The sequence below is a fragment of the Aerococcaceae bacterium DSM 111021 genome (genome assembly GCA_020112395.1).
Classification (GTDB): domain Bacteria; phylum Bacillota; class Bacilli; order Lactobacillales; family Aerococcaceae; genus Ruoffia.
Genome location: JACCEK010000003.1, coordinates 100,541 through 118,212, shown reverse-complemented (window position 1 = coordinate 118,212; position 17,672 = coordinate 100,541). Strand labels below are relative to the sequence as shown.

General features: G+C 36.8%; 18 protein-coding genes. 7 read left to right on the top strand and 11 right to left on the bottom strand.

The features are described from left to right. Positions 1–21: 21 nt before the first annotated feature. Genes HYQ40_10270 through pepA form a run of 3 tightly spaced genes read right to left on the bottom strand, consistent with a single transcriptional unit; the run spans position 22 to position 2,353 of the window. The gene (locus tag HYQ40_10270; protein ID MBZ6528149.1) at positions 22–582 is read right to left on the bottom strand and encodes a hypothetical protein; all 561 of its coding nucleotides are present in this window, start codon (positions 580–582) and stop codon (positions 22–24) included. Between the two features lie 38 nt (positions 583–620). After that, the gene (locus tag HYQ40_10265) at positions 621–1,250 is read right to left on the bottom strand and encodes a DUF4479 domain-containing protein (protein MBZ6528148.1); all 630 of its coding nucleotides are present in this window, start codon (positions 1,248–1,250) and stop codon (positions 621–623) included. 29 nt (positions 1,251–1,279) lie between these two features. Then, on the bottom strand, positions 1,280–2,353 hold the full coding sequence (pepA, locus tag HYQ40_10260) for a glutamyl aminopeptidase (protein MBZ6528147.1): 1,074 nt from the start codon (positions 2,351–2,353) through the stop codon (positions 1,280–1,282). 311 nt (positions 2,354–2,664) lie between these two features. Here pepA and HYQ40_10255 point away from each other — a divergent pair, with 311 nt between their 5' ends. The 3 genes from HYQ40_10255 (at position 2,665) to trmB (ending at position 4,548) form a co-directional block, all read left to right on the top strand. Continuing rightward, positions 2,665–3,015, top strand: coding sequence for a hypothetical protein (locus HYQ40_10255; protein MBZ6528146.1), 351 nt, complete (start codon positions 2,665–2,667; stop codon positions 3,013–3,015). 85 nt (positions 3,016–3,100) lie between these two features. Then, positions 3,101–3,889: a phosphotransferase family protein gene (locus tag HYQ40_10250; protein MBZ6528145.1), complete on the top strand. Its 789-nt coding sequence runs from the start codon at positions 3,101–3,103 to the stop codon at positions 3,887–3,889. Between the two features lie 14 nt (positions 3,890–3,903). Continuing rightward, the gene (gene trmB, locus HYQ40_10245; GenBank protein ID MBZ6528144.1) at positions 3,904–4,548 is read left to right on the top strand and encodes a tRNA (guanosine(46)-N7)-methyltransferase TrmB; all 645 of its coding nucleotides are present in this window, start codon (positions 3,904–3,906) and stop codon (positions 4,546–4,548) included. A 42-nt stretch (positions 4,549–4,590) separates the two neighbouring features. On the opposite strand, the gene HYQ40_10240 is transcribed toward trmB, so the two are convergent. Further along, on the bottom strand, positions 4,591–5,922 hold the full coding sequence (locus HYQ40_10240) for a DUF308 domain-containing protein (GenBank protein MBZ6528143.1): 1,332 nt from the start codon (positions 5,920–5,922) through the stop codon (positions 4,591–4,593). A 248-nt stretch (positions 5,923–6,170) separates the two neighbouring features. Then, entirely contained in the window at positions 6,171–6,953 is a 783-nt protein-coding gene (locus tag HYQ40_10235; GenBank protein ID MBZ6528142.1) for an IclR family transcriptional regulator, read from the bottom strand. Between the two features lie 220 nt (positions 6,954–7,173). On the opposite strand from HYQ40_10235, the gene HYQ40_10230 reads away from it, so the two are divergent. Next, complete coding sequence (locus HYQ40_10230; GenBank protein ID MBZ6528141.1) at positions 7,174–7,614, top strand: YtoQ family protein; 441 nt, start codon at positions 7,174–7,176, stop codon at positions 7,612–7,614. Between the two features lie 96 nt (positions 7,615–7,710). Here HYQ40_10230 and HYQ40_10225 read toward each other — a convergent pair whose 3' ends face one another. Continuing rightward, the gene (locus HYQ40_10225) at positions 7,711–8,022 is read right to left on the bottom strand and encodes a hypothetical protein (protein ID MBZ6528140.1); all 312 of its coding nucleotides are present in this window, start codon (positions 8,020–8,022) and stop codon (positions 7,711–7,713) included. A 105-nt stretch (positions 8,023–8,127) separates the two neighbouring features. Here HYQ40_10225 and HYQ40_10220 point away from each other — a divergent pair, with 105 nt between their 5' ends. Further along, positions 8,128–8,871 carry a cyclase family protein gene (locus HYQ40_10220; protein MBZ6528139.1) on the top strand — a complete coding sequence of 248 codons (744 nt, stop codon included), beginning with the start codon at positions 8,128–8,130 and terminating at the stop codon, positions 8,869–8,871. A gap of 100 nt (positions 8,872–8,971) precedes the next feature. Here HYQ40_10220 and recQ read toward each other — a convergent pair whose 3' ends face one another. Beyond that, the gene (gene recQ, locus HYQ40_10215) at positions 8,972–11,227 is read right to left on the bottom strand and encodes a DNA helicase RecQ (GenBank protein ID MBZ6528138.1); all 2,256 of its coding nucleotides are present in this window, start codon (positions 11,225–11,227) and stop codon (positions 8,972–8,974) included. 233 nt (positions 11,228–11,460) lie between these two features. On the opposite strand from recQ, the gene HYQ40_10210 reads away from it, so the two are divergent. Next, positions 11,461–12,111: an SDR family oxidoreductase gene (locus HYQ40_10210; GenBank protein ID MBZ6528137.1), complete on the top strand. Its 651-nt coding sequence runs from the start codon at positions 11,461–11,463 to the stop codon at positions 12,109–12,111. 183 nt (positions 12,112–12,294) lie between these two features. Here the strand turns inward: HYQ40_10210 and HYQ40_10205 are convergent, their stop codons facing one another. The 4 genes from HYQ40_10205 to pyrR all read right to left on the bottom strand — a co-directional run bounded on the left by HYQ40_10205 (position 12,295) and on the right by pyrR (position 16,024). Next, complete coding sequence (locus tag HYQ40_10205) at positions 12,295–13,215, bottom strand: dihydroorotate dehydrogenase (GenBank protein ID MBZ6528136.1); 921 nt, start codon at positions 13,213–13,215, stop codon at positions 12,295–12,297. A 39-nt stretch (positions 13,216–13,254) separates the two neighbouring features. Next, the gene (locus tag HYQ40_10200) at positions 13,255–14,514 is read right to left on the bottom strand and encodes a dihydroorotase (GenBank protein MBZ6528135.1); all 1,260 of its coding nucleotides are present in this window, start codon (positions 14,512–14,514) and stop codon (positions 13,255–13,257) included. Beyond that, on the bottom strand, positions 14,511–15,401 hold the full coding sequence (locus tag HYQ40_10195; protein MBZ6528134.1) for an aspartate carbamoyltransferase catalytic subunit: 891 nt from the start codon (positions 15,399–15,401) through the stop codon (positions 14,511–14,513). The genes HYQ40_10200 and HYQ40_10195 overlap by 4 nt, the downstream gene beginning before the upstream one ends. Positions 15,402–15,517: 116 nt before the next feature. Continuing rightward, entirely contained in the window at positions 15,518–16,024 is a 507-nt protein-coding gene (pyrR, locus tag HYQ40_10190; GenBank protein MBZ6528133.1) for a bifunctional pyr operon transcriptional regulator/uracil phosphoribosyltransferase PyrR, read from the bottom strand. 597 nt (positions 16,025–16,621) lie between these two features. Here pyrR and argF point away from each other — a divergent pair. After that, complete coding sequence (gene argF, locus HYQ40_10185; protein MBZ6528132.1) at positions 16,622–17,623, top strand: ornithine carbamoyltransferase; 1,002 nt, start codon at positions 16,622–16,624, stop codon at positions 17,621–17,623. Positions 17,624–17,672 lie beyond the last annotated feature (49 nt).

Here is a 17,672-nt window from a genome sequence, read left to right as displayed (position 1 = left end):
ATTCATATGTTTTATTGCCTCCTAGTTCTCAAACAATAAAAAGCTATTTTTAGATTTATGTAATCTTTTAGCTAGTAATCTTGTATTCTCATCTACTCGTCGATCGATTGCTTCTGGTTTCTTATATGGCTTCGGTAATTCTTTAGGTTTAAAAGGTCGCCTAACCTGTTCTTCTTCAGACAGTTGCTCAATTTGCTTCTTGTATGAAGGTTCATAGTTGGACCTTTGAGATCGTGACGTTATATCATGGTTCTCATCGTTCCTTGTTTGACTCTCTTCTAAATCCTTATGATTCTTAACCGGTGTCATCGTTTTATGTTGCTTCTTCAAAAATGGTATTTCATAGTGCTCTAATCCACTTTTTGGCGCTGGTTGTTTTAATTCATCGGTTATATCTTCATTGGCTTGTTTGGTTTGAGTATTACGAATATCCTCTGAATGTTGTGATTTTTTCTGCTTAATCGAATAGGCAGGTTCAAACTTGAACTTACCTGATTCCATTCCTTGAGTTGGATGAGCGAAGCGTCTTTTTGCTGACTGACCTGTTCCATTATTATATGCTGGTCCTTCGTATTTTTTCATCATTTCACATCCTTGACTACTAGTTTAATCACCTTTTATTACTTGTATGAAGCGACTACATCTTCTAAACTTGTCCCTGGTTTAAATGACTTCTCTAATTCCCAGATTCCTGGTAAATCTTCAATGTCTGCTAATCCTAATTCACGTGTTGAGCAGATCATTCCAAAACTTTCAACTCCACGTAACTCACCTGGCCAAATAATTGATCCACTTGGCATAGCTGCTCCAGGACGAGCAACCATAACATTCATTCCTTCAGAAATATTATTCGCTCCACAAACAATTTGCAACACTTCGTCTCCAACGTTTGTTTTAGTTATTGATAAGTGGTCACTATCTTCGTGTTTTTCGCATGATTCAACGTATCCTACTACGAATTTAGGCTTTGTGTCAACAACTATTTCAACATCAAATCCAGCTTCTTTAATCTTGTCATTAACTTGAGATACTTGTTCCGCAGTTAAGTCAACATTCCCATTACCATTTGGCTTAAATGTTTCAGAAATATTAAATAAATTCACTGACATAACTTGATTATCTTTCGTACTATCTCTAACGATAGTCACGTTCTTATTCGATTCAGAAGTTAAATGATTCTCATCTGCTTGCCCATGAGTTAACATCAATACATCTCCAACACCTTGTTCGTTATAAAAAGCTATCCACATAAAAATTAAATCCTTTCTTTCCGTCAATATTAAGTATTTTGAATTAAAGTCTCGTAAGTAGTACGATCAAATGTCGTTACCACTGCTTCTAACATTGCTTGCGCGGCTTCATAGTCTGATATTCTAAATAATGATTGATGACCATGAATATATCTAGCTGGAACACCGATTACGCCACTAATCACACCTTCATTCATCGTGTGAGCTGCACCGGCATCTGTTCCACCTTTTGAGAAGAAATATTGATACGGGATGTTATTGGACTCCGCAGTATCTAATAAGTATTCTCGTAAGCCTTTGTGTGTAATCATTCCTGGGTCTTGTACTCGTAACAGGAATCCTTCACCTAAACGCCCTTGTACATCTTTTTTACCTTCAGCATCCGCTGCTGGTGAACAATCTACTGCTAAGAATAGGTCTGGCTGGTAACGATGTACCGCTCCGCGAATACCACGTAAGCCCACTTCTTCTTGAACAGAAGCACCCATGATTAAGTCTGAGGCTAATGATTTGCCTTGTATCTTCTCTAACGTATCTAATATAACAGCACTACCGTAACGATTATCCCAAGCTTTACTAATAATCGATTCTTTATTAGCTGTTCGAATTGTTTCAACATCTGGGACTAAACTATCACCAGGTCTTACACCGTAAGACATCGCTTCTTCTTTAGAAGTAAAGCCTGCGTCGAACAGAATATCAGCTGGTTTAAGTGACTGCGCTTTGCTTCCACGTAATAAGTGTGGCGCTACTGCACTTGAGACACAAGGATAGTTTCCTTGCTTTGTCTGTAATGTAAAACGTTGCGCAGATACTGCATAAACGTTCCAACCACCAATAGGTGTCACTTTGAATGTCCCGTTATCATTAATTTGGCTAACCATGAATCCTACTTCATCCATGTGAGCTGCAACCATTAATTTAGGTGCATGTTCTGTTGTTGATTTTTTAATTCCAAAGATATTCCCTAAACCACTTATTTCAACTTCGTCTACAAGTGGTGTTAATTTCTCTTTGAGGTAAGCTCTTACTTCGCCCTCGTTACCGGAAATCCCTTGTAATTCAGTTAATTCTTTAATTCGTTTAAATTGATTCTCATTAATAGTCATGCAGTTAAACTGCCTCCTTCTAATAAACTTTTATCTGTAAACAATCCTTCTAATTGTTGCACAAATAGCGTCAAAATGCAATTTATAAGTAAGTCTCATTATTCATAGAATTTTCTAATAAAAAGGCGTGTTTTTCCATCTATTTATAAGATACTACGAGCAAATAAAAGAGCGGAATTTAACCGCATGATTATAGGTTAAGCGCCCATCGTTGTTAAATTTAGGCTTTTTCCAATGTTTTCTTTAGCCTTGATTCAATCAACGTGTTAAACTAGTTGCAGACTAACAAAATAGGAGTGAAGTAAATGAGTGAAAATAATAACTACAACAACAGTAACGGACTCCTCGGAGGGCTCCTTCTTGCAACGGGTATACTTATTGGCGCCGCAACAACTTTATTAATTAAAGAAAATCGCCCAAAAAAAGCGGGTCTAGTATTAGAAACTGCAAAAAATCGTTTGGGTGAAAAAGGCAACGTCGTAGGCTCTTGGATAGACTATGATTCAATTGAATATGACTTGTTTGAAGATAAGCCTCTAGTATACCTTGGTGGCGTAACCATAGAAAATAACGAGGGTCGTTTCCAATATCAATTCGCAAGTGATATTTACACGGGTGAATTGATAGATTACTATTTAATTAACCACAAAGGTTAAAAAAGGATTGACCCTACTTCTTAACATGGTAAAATATTCTGTATTGTGATTTTTTAAGTTAGTTTTGGGGGAGGCAGAAAATTCAATGTATAACCAACAAGGCGATTGGGAGCTTCACCCTATTGCAGGTGCATCAGGTGATGCTTACATGGGCATAAAATCAGATGAAAAAGTTTTCTTTAAACGAAACACGTCTCCCTTTATTGCAGCTCTATCTGCTGAAGGCATCGCCCCAAAATTAATGTGGACTCAGAGAACATATTCTGGCGATACTTTCACCGCACAGGAATGGACAGAAGGTCGCTTACTAACAAAGGACGACATGGGATCTAAAGAAGTAATTGAATTAATTCGTCAAATACATGGCTCCGATCATCTATTACTCATGCTGAAACGAATGGGCGAGCGCAACTATCATCCTCTTGATTTCATCAATACTTATTTCATTGACTTATCTCCACAACTCGCTTCACATCATTTTTTGAATGAAGTAGTTAGACATATGGAAGATGCTATCGACAAAGATTTTTATGAAGTACGACGGACTGTATGCCACGGTGATTTAAATCATAATAATTTCTTAAAAAGTCATGACGATCATCTCTACCTTGTTGACTGGGAAAGTGTTAAAGTAGCTGATCCATTGAGTGATATTACGATGATTCTTGTCCATTACTTTGCTCCCAGTGAGTGGATGGGTTGGTTCCAACAATATGATTATCCAATTAACAATTCTTTCTACAAACGTGTTCGATGGTACAGTATGATGAATTGTCTATTTTTGATAAAACAATATTTCCTTGAAGACCGTCAACATAAAACAAATGAATACATAATATTATTAAAAACAATATACGAAGACTTAATTGATTAAGGAGTAAATATACTATGCGCTTACGTAACAAACCTTGGGCACAAGACAAATTAAATGACCACCCGCAATATGTACCTGCTGTTCCAGCTGAGTACAAAGGTAAATGGCAATCACGCTTCAAAAAAGAACAACCCATACATATTGAAGTTGGATCTGGAAAAGGTCAATTTATTATGAACATGGCTAAAGTTCACCCAGAGATAAATTATATTGCCGTCGAAATTCAAACAAGTGTTATCGTGACTATATTAGATAAACAAATTGAAGAAGATTTACCAAACGTACAAATTTTACATGGTGATGGGAGCGATTTAAGCGAATACTTCGCACCAGGTGAAATTAGTCTACTCTACTTAAACTTTAGTGATCCATGGCCAAAAACACGTCATGCTAAACGACGTTTAACGTCATCAACATTTTTAAAACAATACGAATCGATCTTACCAGAAAATGGAGAAGTTCATTTTAAGACTGATAACCAAGGTTTATTTGAACATTCTCTAGCGAGTATGTCTGAATATGGTATGTACTTTAAACAAGTTTGGCTTGATTTACACAAGTCAGATTACGAAGGTAACATCATGACTGAATATGAAGAGAAATTCTCTTCAAGGGGTAATCGAATTTATCGTTTAGAAGCAATCTTCCCAAGTAAGTAAAAAAACACCTAACCAATCTATCACAGATTATGGTTAGGTTTTTTATTTATTCTTTTTCACTTTTTGCGTTGCTTGCTTAATTTCAACGAGCGGTTCATCTAACTTCGGATGGACTAACATTTTAGATACGACATTCGTACCAGGTGTGTAGAATAATTTGTTAAAGTAATCGTAGTAAGTACCCGGTGCTAATATTCCCGTTAAGTTAATAATATTGATACCATTACTCCCAAGTAATTCATCTGCTAATAGTACGCAATTTGTTCCAAGAACAAAATAAGTCTTATATCTCCCTTGATTAAATTTATACGCTTGACCTTTAGTTACTTCCAGAACCATACCCATAAAGCTTTTACGTTGTTTCTCAGTCCTGATATCCCATCGGGTACTGTATTTTAAAATGTTTTCTAATTCAATCTTAAATGCTTGAAGGTCGTCTTCTTTTAAATTAATACCAAACCGAAAGACACTTGTTCTTCTGCTTCTAAGAAATTCTAAGTATGGTTTCTCATCTGCAATTACAAGGACACCGTCCCCTATCGTCCCAGCAATTCGATGCGATTCAACGTCATGATTACCATATGAATATACTTTCCCCTTGTAACTCACATCAACATGACCAATCTTATCAAAACCGGTAGCACCAACATGAATTAAAATATGAACTAAGGCGTCTTCATCATAATCATGATGGGCTAAACTTTCTGATGGAGTTTTTGAAAGCAAGCCTTCATCCCCACTAAGTTTTTCGTTGAATCTTATCATAACATTGTTCGGTATAATCGCTTCAATAAATACCGGCAAGGGAATTCGTATTCGTTTTCTGTGTTTTTTGATTTTATAATTTTGCGTTAGTAACTGTCTTCCGTCGTTTATAGTCGTTAATCCAATAAAGATTAAATACACACCTAAACGGAATAATGTATTTGTTATTCGGTAGGAGCCAAACATACTAGTCATACCAAATAAAAAATGAATCATTGCGATAAGTAAATGACTATTAATATCACTTACTTTATCTCGCCTTAGCAATAGATAGGATATTAACCCGATTATTCCCATCGCAAGTTGATACAAACCAATAAAGAAAATTAACCATCCAGTTGTAAATTCAACACGACTCGCAAAGAATAATCCAATAATTATATAAATAAGTGCTTTACCAACAAATATACTCTTTATTAATGATTCATCTTTACCTCGTCTTATAACAAAAGCACTGATTAATTTCCAAAGACCAACTAGAACAAGTATTATTTGAATTATTTCAGCTAGAAGGAATACAAATGATTCTTTAAAGAAAACGAGAGCTATCCCTAAAATAACGATTATAAAGCCTAATAAGATAGAACTTATATTTTCTTTTCGATTCATCTTATCTCATCTCCTATAATTAATTAGTTGGTTTAGTATATCTCAGCTTAGCGTAATATGAAAGTGACACAATCCCTTTACATTTTGTGGTGTAATGACTCTAATAAGAGCAATATAATTTAGATGCATCCCTACTAACGTGAATGTTATTAAAACAAAGTATATTTTTTTTCAATATCACTTTCTTATTAAGAAAACTCTTAAACAAAAAAACTGTACAGTTTATGTACAGTTTTTTGGCTTACTTATTAATCTGCATAAGATTCAAGTTGAAATTCAATAATTGTTTTTGTTTTAGTTACAGCCTCAATCATGTCTTTCTTCATCTCATCTGTCAATCGATAATAAGGTACACTAACACTAAAGGCATAGTGATTACGGTCGATTGGATTCACAATAGCAGCCCCTACACAAAAGACTCCTTCTTCTGATTCACGGTCATCAATAGCGTAACCTTTTCTTTCTGATTCTGCGACTTGATCCATTAAATCAGCAGGATCTGTCAACGTGTGAGGTGTCCGTGGCGTTAATACAGCCGAATCAAAGTATTGATTTTGAATCGTTTTATCAAAAGTAGCTAACGTCGCCTTCCCCATCGCTGAACAATATAATGGCTGTGTATTACCAACCCTTGAGAGTGTTTGGTGCTTACTGCTTGGATTCGTAATTTTGTTAATATACAAGATTTGATTGTCTCGAAAAAGTCCCAAGTGAACTGTTTCGCCAAATTGCTCATATAAATGCTTTAAAGCTGGATGCGATTCTCTAACAATATCAAAATGCATGAAAGCAGCATTCGCTAACTGTAGTAGCGTTGCTCCTAAAGCGTAGCGTTTTGTCGTCTCATCACGACGCACATAACCAAGTAATATTAGTGTGTCTAATATTTTGGAAGTCGTTGATAACGTAATATCCGCATGCTTCGATATATCATTCATTGTTAAGGGTTCTCCTGATTGTGACAGTACCCCAAGTATTTGATCAGCTTTTATTAAAACAGTACCATATGGTTTTTTACCAACTTCAGACAACACAATCCCTCTTTCTTATTTAGAAACTTAATATCTTAATAATAATAACAGTCAAAGCCTTTTATTGTCAACCATTTTTATTATAATTAACATTTTTCTATTCTAAATCCGCTGTTTCATAGTTAACACAACTGTTTCCTTATTTTTAAAAAATCTTGAGTATATTATTAGCAACCCTTTCGCTATTTCGATATGATAGAATTAAATGGAGGGTATAAATATGAAATTAGTTGTATATTTAGCTGGTCAAATTCATGATAACTGGCGTGAAGAATTAAAGGAGAAAGCTGTTGCTAAGGGGTTAGATATCGACTTTGTGGCACCTCAAACAGACCACGATGCATCGGATGCCATTGGTGAAAAAATCTTAGGTGAACAACCTAATAAGTATTACCGTGATAATGCTGCCTCAGATATTAATAATTTCCGTACTCAAATTCTAATGAATAAGGCGGATCTTGTTATAGCACTATTCGGTGATCAATACCGTCAATGGAATACAGCGATGGACGCAACAACTGCCATCAACCAAAACAAACCTTTGATAATCGTACGACCTTCTGAATTAATTCATTCTCTTAAAGAGTTATCAAATAAAGCGAATGTGACTGTTGAGACATTGGATCAAGCCGTTGAAGTTTTGGATTACGTATTTAAGTAGTAAAGTAACAAAAAGCTCAGCAATTGTGGTAATTTTTTCCACATTGTTGAGCCTTTTTTTATCCTGGCAAATTTTCCAGGAACATTTTCTCATTTTTTAAACCAACTCAATAAAATTAAACACAGGTGTTTCATAAGGATGCTTCTCAAGAATGATTGACTCCGCAAGCTCTTTATCAGTAGCTTTAATTCTAAACTCAACTTTCAACTCATCAACCTCTTCGATTTCACCAACTTCCCCTATAAAAGGCTTCGCCCCGTCAAGGGGTCTAAAATGACCTTTGACAGGTGTGTATGAATAACAATAATCATAATTCCCATCTTTCAACAGCCCAGCTTGGTTGAGTGCTGTAATTAATTCTTTAATATAGCTTGTTGGCACAAATATTTCAACTTTTAAATATGTCATAATGTGACTCCTTTTCCTTTGATTTACTCAATGATGGCGTTTGCATTGATTTTATCATTTTTAATCAGTAAAATTAAGTAAATAACAATCATAGGAGTGATACAAATGCATGCACTACATCAATTACTACTAGATTTGAAAGGTTACAAATGGGTTAACTTAACTCATGAAGTGAATGATCGAATTCCAATTTATCATACTTTTAACCCACTTCAAGAGAATCAAATTTCAAAAATGGAACAAGATGGTGTTCATTCACTTGAATATACTATTGGTTCTTCTCACGGAACACATATTGACGCACCAAGTCATTTTGCTGAGGGGAAGAGAACTTTAGATGATATCCCACAAAATGAACGTGTGTTACCTCTTTACGTTATTCATCTAGAAGATAAAGTGAAAGAGAATCCAGGTTATGCTGTAACGGTCGAAGACATCCAAGAATTTGAAGAAAAGTACGGCCAAATTCCTGAAGGTAGTTTTGTTGCCTTCTCAAGTGGTTGGTTTAAACGCTTTGATGACCCAGAGGCATTCGTGAATAAAGATGACGAAGGGATTGAACACACACCCGGTTGGTCAATTCCAGCTTTAGAATTCTTAAGTCGTACACGTAAAATAACTGCAATTGGACATGAGACTTTAAACACAGATAGTGGTGTTGACGCTTTTGAACAAGGTTTCTTAGACGCACAATACTATTGGTTGGCTGAAGATAAATTCCAAGTAGAATTATTAGCTAATTTAGATCAAGTCCCTGCCGTTGGTGGCATCATCTTTGTTACGGTTCCACATATTAAAGACTCACCTGGTTTCCCAGCTGAAGTTTTTGCGGTGATTCCGAATAATTAAAAAGAGGTAAAAGTCCCATAACTCAATTTAAAAAGTTAGCAACAGAACAATAAAAGCACGCGTATTCAGGGTTTATAGCCCTCTATATGCGTGCTTTCTATTAAATATTATTTACTAAGTAGTCAATGAGGACGTATTTTATATCTTCATAACTTATCTTTTCAGGTAAAGCTTCTTTGATATCTTTCAAAGAATCGGTTCCTACGCTTCGGATTGCTTGTTTGATTTGATTCTTAATATATGATGACACATCCGCATCAAACTCTTCAAGATCTCCTTGCTCCGCAGCTTGCGTCAAATGCGACAACACAGTGGATTCAGTTATCCCTCGTTCAATCGCAATCTCATATGGTGTTAGACCTCGTTCAGCATACTTCGCACTTTGAGAATAACTCGATTGCCCACTTAAACTTTGTCTATTCGATGCCACTCGTTGTGATTCATCCTCTTGAGTAGCCACTTGACTTTTTGCTGATGGATTCGCAGACGTGTATTCTTGAATTACAGGCAAGAAATAACCGGCATACTTCTCAGCTTTCACTGACCCAACCCCTTCAACTTGAAGAAATTCTTCATAATTATTAGGGATTTTACTTGCCATATCTTCAAGCGATTTATTTGAAAAGATAATATACGCTGGCATGCTCTCTTCTTGAGCAAGTTGTGTACGAACTTGACGTAATTGCTCATAAAGATCTTGGTTAACATTCTTAGACGCTGAGCGAGTTGAAGATGTTGTGGTAGCTTGTAGATATTTGCGTTCTTTGATTGTTAATGTCGCTTCACCCATAAGAAGCTTTTTTGATGCTTCTGTCGCAAATAACCCTCGGTGTTCCGTGACTCCGATATATTGGTAAGCTAAGAGCGACGAGATAATATCTCGGATTTGTTGCACAGAATATGTTTTCATAATGCCATACGTTGATAAAGAATCAAACCCATTGTCTAGAACTTTTTGATTACGGCTCCCACGTAAAACATCAATGATCATCGTCATTCCAAACTGGTGTTTCATTCTAAGCATACAAGATAAAACCATTTGGGCTTCTTTAGTCACATCAATTTGCTTCATCTCTCCAAGGCAATTTGAACAGTTCCCACATGCATCTTTTGGAAACTCCCCAAAATAACGTAAGATAAAGTTTCTTAGACATCCGGTGAAACTCGCATATTGAATCATGACCTCAAGGCGTCGGTGCGCTAATTCATCATTACTTTGAGCTATCAAGAACTTATTCGTCATAATATCTTGTGAATGATACAAAAGAATTGCCTCGGCATCTAACGAATCTCGACCCGCACGCCCAGCTTCTTGGTAGTAGCTTTCCAGATCTTTAGGTAGATTAAAGTGTATCACTTTACGAACGTCAGTCTTATCAATCCCCATACCAAATGCATTTGTTGCCACGATTATATTGCTTTCATCATTGATAAACTCATTTTGAGCATGTTGTCTTTGATTATGTTCCATCCCCGCATGATACTTACTTACCGCATAACCTTGTTGCTTGAGTTCTAGATGTAACTTATCTACTTGTTTACGTGTACTTGCATAAATAACGATGGCCTCGTCATGATTAATTAAACTATGTAAAGTGACTAATCGGTTATTAGGCTCCAATACTGTGAACTTAATATTCGGTCGGTCAAACGAATTAATGAACACACCCGGTTGTTCCAATTCTAATTGAGCAACAATATCTTCTTGTACCCGTTTCGTCGCTGTTGCTGTAAAGGCTGCAATACGTGGTCTTTGAGGTAATTGGTTTATAAACTGAGTAATGTTACGGTAACTCGGCCGGAAATCAAATCCCCATTGTGACACACAGTGTGCTTCATCTACCGCGAACAGTGATATATTTTGCTTGCTCAAAAACGCTTGGAAACTTGGATTCTCCAAACGCTCTGGAGCAACATACAACATCTTTAGTGTTCTATCGCGTAATTGTTGGATAATATCTTGAAACTCTTCACTTGAAATGGTCGAGTTTAAATACGCCGCTTGAATACCTTGTTGTGTCAATGTATCTACTTGATCTTTCATCAAGGAGATTAGTGGTGAGATGACGACAGTTAATCCAGGCAATATTAATGCTGGAAGTTGGTAACAAACTGACTTACCCCCACCTGTTGGTAAAATACCTACAGTATCTTGTCCAGATAATATCGTATTTATAATATCTTTTTGCCCAGGGCGAAAAGTTGAATAACCAAAATGCTCCTGTAATGACGCTTCTAACTGCACAAAATACTCCCTTTCTTCACGTGTAATTTTTTTCATACTTGAATAGTTTAACATAAAAGGCCCTTTATTAGAACTCGAGTCATTCGTTGTTACAGCAGAAGTTAGTCGCATCTTTTCCTATTAGTAGGACATTCGCTGTAATCATAAGATCGCCCTTTTCCGAGGCACTTGATGCCGCTAAGGTTAGCGAATCACTCTCACTGGAATAAGACTAGTTATACTTGTTTTTCAAAGAACTATATCCTTATTTATATAATCCAATTCTTTGAACTCAAATTTAGATACTGTTAAGATGAATGATGATTAAATACTTAGCTCAATAGTCATTCGAAAGGAGTTTTTTAATGAAAGTATTAGTTATAGGTGCAAATGGTAAGGTTGCTAAACATTTTGCTGATTTGGTAAAAGATCATGAAAACATTCAAGAAAAAGCGATGATACGTAAGGCTGAACAAGCAAGTTTCTTTAAAGAACGTGGAATCGAAACAGTTCTTCTAGACCTAACAAAAAACTCAGTTGATGAATTAGCAGAAGCGGCTAAAGACGTGGATGCAGTTATATTTAGTGCAGGTGCTGGAGGTAGCGGTTATGATGACACTATTAAGATTGATCTTGACGGTGCAATAAAATCAATGATTGCCACAGAGCAAGCTGGCGTTAAGCGTTTTGTTATGGTCAGTACATTCCGTACGGGGCGTGAAGAAATTGATCAAGATAATTCATTAAAAATCTATACAATCGCAAAACATTATGCAGATGAATGGTTAAAAAACCGAACTAATTTAGACTGGACTATCGTTCATCCTGGTGTGTTAGTGAATGAATCTGGAACAGGAAATATTAAAGTTGGCATGGGACAAGAAATCAATGAAATCCCTCGTCAAGATGTTGCCAGAGCATTAGTTGCTGTTTTAGAAAATGATAATACAATCAAGAAAGAATTCGAAGTCTTATCCGGTGACTCACAAGTTAACGATGCAATTAAATCAGTATAGTTATACTTAATAAACTGGGTATCAATCGATTGATTCTGTAAAATAAATGCATACAATCAAAAAAAGAGGTGCCAGTGATTTCTCAATCAATGACACCTCTTTTACTATTAAATTTATTCTTCGTCATCGTCCGAATCATCGTCTTCGAAGAATTCAACCTGGATTCCCTCCATAAACTTAATATTAGATTCGATTACTTTGAACGTCTTCAATCAGTGCTTGAATAGATTCGATTCCCAACTCTTCTAACTTTTGTGGCAATTCATCGATGATTTGTTTACAGATTAATGGGTTTTCATAATTAGCTGTTCCAATTTGGATGGCTGATGCTCCAGCTATCAACATTTCAAGAACATCTTCTACTGTAGAAATACCCCCGATGCCAATAATCGGAATGTTCACAGCATGTGACACTTGATACACCATTCTTAAAGCAACATGTTTCAACCCTGGCCCAGATAAACCACCAGTGAGATTACCCAGTATTGGTTTGCGTGATTCAAGGTCAAAAGCCATACTCGTGATAGTATTTATCATTGAGATTGCGTCAGCACCTGCTTCTTCAACTGCTTTAGCAATTTGGACGATATCTGTCACGTTAGGTGTTAATTTTACATAGATTGGCAAGTGAGTCACTTCTTTACAACGGCGAGTTAAACGCGCTGCCACTTCTGGATCCGTACCAAAAGCGACGCCCCCTTCTTTGACATTCGGACATGATATATTCAACTCAATGGCTTTCACATTAGGAGCTGTTCCTATTCTTTGGCACATCTCGATATAATCTTCTTCAGTTGACCCCGCAACGCTCGCAATAATTGGCACATCAAATTGTTCTAAGTATGGTAATTTTTCCTGTAGCACAGCTTCAACGCCAGGATTTTTTAATCCGACTGAATTAAGTACATCTCTATCTCTATGTACATATTGTGGGGCTGGGTTACCAATACGTTCTTCAAGAGTCGTACTCTTAATAATCAATGCACCGAGTATGCCTAAGTCATAATGTTTTGCAAAACTATCACCATATCCAAAACAACCTGATGCTGGCATAATTGGATTCTTTAAGTTTATACCTGGTAAATTAACTTCCAAACGATTCATATTATCTCTCCTCAATGATTTTTGCTTCTTCCCAAGCGCTTATAAATTATTCCAAACTTCCTTACCATCTACTAATGTTAATACACACATTCCGTTGACTGTCGTACCATTGAACGGTGTGTTACTTGATTTGGATACATAGTCATCCGGTTGAATTGTATAATCCTTATCTAGATCAAACACTGAAATATCAGCTGGTTGGCCGATTGCTAATTCGCCTGCATCTAATTTGAATAAAGATGCTGGAATATGACTCATTCGCTGGATTAAAAACTCTAAACTCATCACGCCTGTCATAACAAAGTGGGTATACATTAATGCAAAGGACGTTTCAATTCCGACAATACCAAAGGGCGATTTTACAAAGCCTTGGGCTTTCTCTTGGAACGTATGCGGAGCATGATCCGTTGCTATAAAGTCAATCGTACCATCTAAGAGTCCTTCGATGAGAGCCTGTTGATCCTCTTGGCTACGTAAAGGTGGATTCATTTTGAATGTCGCATCATCACTCACTATATCTAATTCATTCAATATCAAGTGGTGCGGTGCTACTTCTGCCGTAACTTTCACACCTTGTCGTTTGCCTTCTCTGATTGCCGCGACAGATTCTTTTGACGAAACATGGCAGACATGATAATGAACGCCTGTTTCTTTCGCAAGGAGAATATCTCGAGCTATTTGAGAGCTTTCAACAATCCCCATAATTCCAGGCAAGCCTAATTCTTTATTGCGTACACCTTCATGCATGACACCGCCATACAATAAACTCTCATCTTCTGTATGAGCGACGATTGGTTTATTTAAACTTTCCGCTAAGACCATCGCTTCATACATTGTTTTTGCTGTTTGAACGCCTACACCATCATTTGTATACGCAAAAGCATCCATTGCCTTCATATCGACTAACGTATCACTTCTCAACTCTTTAGTAATCGGAGCGTATTGATGCACTTTTACAACAGCATCATGATCAATAATATTTTGAATTTCTTGATATCTTTCTTTCGTATCTGGGATTGGATTCGTGTTTGGCATCGCACAAACGGTCGTCACTCCCCCACGAGCTGCTGCTTTTGAGCCCGTTTGTATTGTTTCTTTATCAGTAAAACCGGGCTCTCTAAAATGAACGTGAATATCAACTAGACCGGGTGCGAGTAACTTACCTTCAAGGTCAATAACTTTTTCACCTTTTAAGTTTTGTCCCATTTCGGCAATAACTCCATCTTTAATAAGAATATCGATTAACTCTAAATGATTCTCTTTACTCACAATACGTCCGTTTTTCAAAAGTAATGTCATAATCTTTTCCCTTCTAATACCCATTCTAATATGGCCATGCGTGCATAAACCCCATTCGACATTTGTTGAACGATGCGGCTTTTTTCGCACTCAACTAATTCATCAGCTAATTCAACATCTCGGTTCACTGGTGCCGGATGCATGATGATTGCCGTGTCTTTCATCGTCTTGTACCGTTCTCGTGTGAGTCCATATCGAGCGTGATAATCTGCTTTCTTGAACTGCTCTTCATCGGTCCCATGTCTCTCAAGCTGAACTCGAAGCATCATCACAACATCTGCTTCCCTAACCGCTTCATCAATACTCATGCGTGTTCCATATTGTTCGAAAGTCGATTCAAAATAATCGTCTGGACCCGCAAAGATAACGTCTGCCCCTAATTGGTTGAGTAAAGTCATATTACTCATGGCTACACGAGAATGAACCAAGTCTCCAATGATTGCAACTTTAAGTCCTTCAAAGGTTTTAAACTCTTCATAAATCGTCATCATATCAAGTAACGACTGCGATGGATGTTGACCACTCCCACTTCCCGCATTGATAATTTGGATCTTTAAATTCATCAATTGATCCATATAGTGACGGTCTGGATGGCGAATCACAGCGACATCGACGCCAATGGCTTCCATCGTTAAGACTGAATCATATAGACTCTCTCCTTTTTTAACGGAAGAACTTCCAACATCAAAATTTATTTGATGCATTTGTAACCGATGTTCGGCCATTTCAAAGCTATGTTTTGTTCGTGTGCTATTCTCAAAGAACATATTAACAGCTGTCGCATCACTCTTGTACTTTGCACGGCCATCCTTAAATTCAATACTACGTTTAACTAAGTCTAAAAATTCATTATTTTGAAACTGCTCTACGGATAAAAAATTTCTCATACTATTCCTCCCTACAAAAAAAAGTGCGCCAAGTCCCGAAGACTAAGCGCACCTAAATAAAGGCCTTTTCGCTTATGGTCTCTCGGATCCAATTAAAGTGAAAATCAATTGATAATTTATGATAGTTGGACAGCATCTTTGCCGTCAATCTCCATGACAAGAACATTGACACGTTCTTCTTTCGAAGTAGGTATGTTCTTACCGATATAGTCTGGACGGATAGGTAACTCTCGGTGACCTCTGTCTACTAATATCGCGAGTGAAATCTCTGACGGTCGTCCTCGGTCCATACAAGCATCCATGGCAGCACGAATCGTTCTTCCTGTGTAGAGAACGTCATCGACTAATATTACTTTTTTCCCTGTTAAATCAATCGCTTCAGCGGGTTTCTCAGCTGTGTGCTTGACATCATCACGGTAAGCTTGAATGTTAATTGCTTCGACCGGGACTTTTCCCTCAAGTTCTTCTAGACGTTTACCTAATCGTTTTGCTAGATGCACCCCTCTTGTTTCAATACCTACAAGAATAATATTTTCGATTCCTTTGTGATGCTCAATCATCTCATACGCTAAACGTGTCAAAGCTCGGTTCATTTCCATTTCGTTCATAACTACTTTTACCATTGTTTAACCTCCCAAAAAAAAGACCTCTCCTTAAACGCGTGCATGCGAAAAGAAGAGGTCCTCTAATAGAGATACCAGTTGAACATACCTTCTTCGCCTCACAGGACGCTAGTTAAAGATATTACTTGATTGAATTATACACGATATGTTTAGATTAGCAACACATAATGAATACGATTTTATATGGAATGTTTTTAATATTCGTGTATTTGATGAAAATCGTTTAAGTTAAGATTAAAATGAGTGAATAGTAAATAATCTTATTTATTTTTAATCTTTTAGTTGACTTTGCCTCTCGATAAATATAAGATAATCAACAAATATATTAAGTCAATGAAGCAAAGAGTAACAAATTACCTTAAGAACAGAGAGTAGACGATTTCTGAAAGAGCTACCTTAAGCATTTGTGAACCGCATTGTTTGGATTTCTCGGTGAATTAAGTAGCTTAGAACGGTCGTTACGTTATAACTTCAAGTGTTGGATGTATGTATTAAGTACGCCATCATTAGAGTGGTACCGTGGATCCGTCCGCCTCTATAATTTAGAGGTGGGCTTTTTTTAAAACATTTTTATAATAATTTTAAGGAGATGAAGCTATGTTTCAAGGAAAGAGTTTTTTAAAAGAAATTGATTTTAACGCTAAGGAGTTAAATTATCTAATTGATTTTTCAATACATTTAAAGACTTTAAAGAAAAAGAATATCCCACATGAATACTTAAAAGGACAAAATATCTGTCTGATATTTGAAAAGACTTCAACACGTACTCGTGCAGCCTTCTCGGTTGCATCAAGTGATCTGGGAGCGAAACCAGACTATTTCGGTGTCCAAGACATGCAGATGGGTAAGAAAGAATCCATTGAAGACACCGCAAAAATATTAGGGAGTATGTATGACGGTATTGAGTTTAGAGGGTTTAAACAAGCTGACGTTGAGACGTTAGCGAAACATGCAGGTGTTCCAGTCTGGAACGGATTAACAGACGAATGGCACCCTACTCAAATGATCGCGGATTTTATGACATTGAAAGAAAACTTTAATAAATTAAAAGGCTTGAACTTAGTTTATTGTGGTGATGGACGAAATAATGTCGCCAACAGCTTAATGATTACGAGCGCTATCTTAGGTGTGAACTATACGGTTGCCAGCCCAGTGGAACTTTTCCCGGATGAAGCTCTTGTCAAAGAAGCTCAAAATTATGCAAAAGAATCGGGAGCGGTCATTACTGTAACGGATGATATTGAAGCTGCCGTAACAGATTGCGACGCGATATATACAGATGTTTGGGTATCGATGGGTGAAGAAGATCTCTTTGAAGAACGTATCAACTTATTACAGCCATTCCAAGTCACGCAGGACTTATTCAAACTCGCGAATGATGATGCGATATTCTTACATTGTCTGCCAGCTTATCATGATAAAAACACACAAAATGGTGTAAACATCGCTGAACAATTTGGCATAACTGAATTAGAAGTTACGGATGAAGTTTTCCGCTCATCGTATGCTAAACAATTTGATCAAGGTGAAAACAGATTACATTCAATCAAAGCCATCATGGCTGCAACAAACGGGAACTTATTTATTCCAAGTTTATAATATTTTTTTCTCGTTCAAAAGAGAGTAAATTTATTGGATTCAAAGCGAG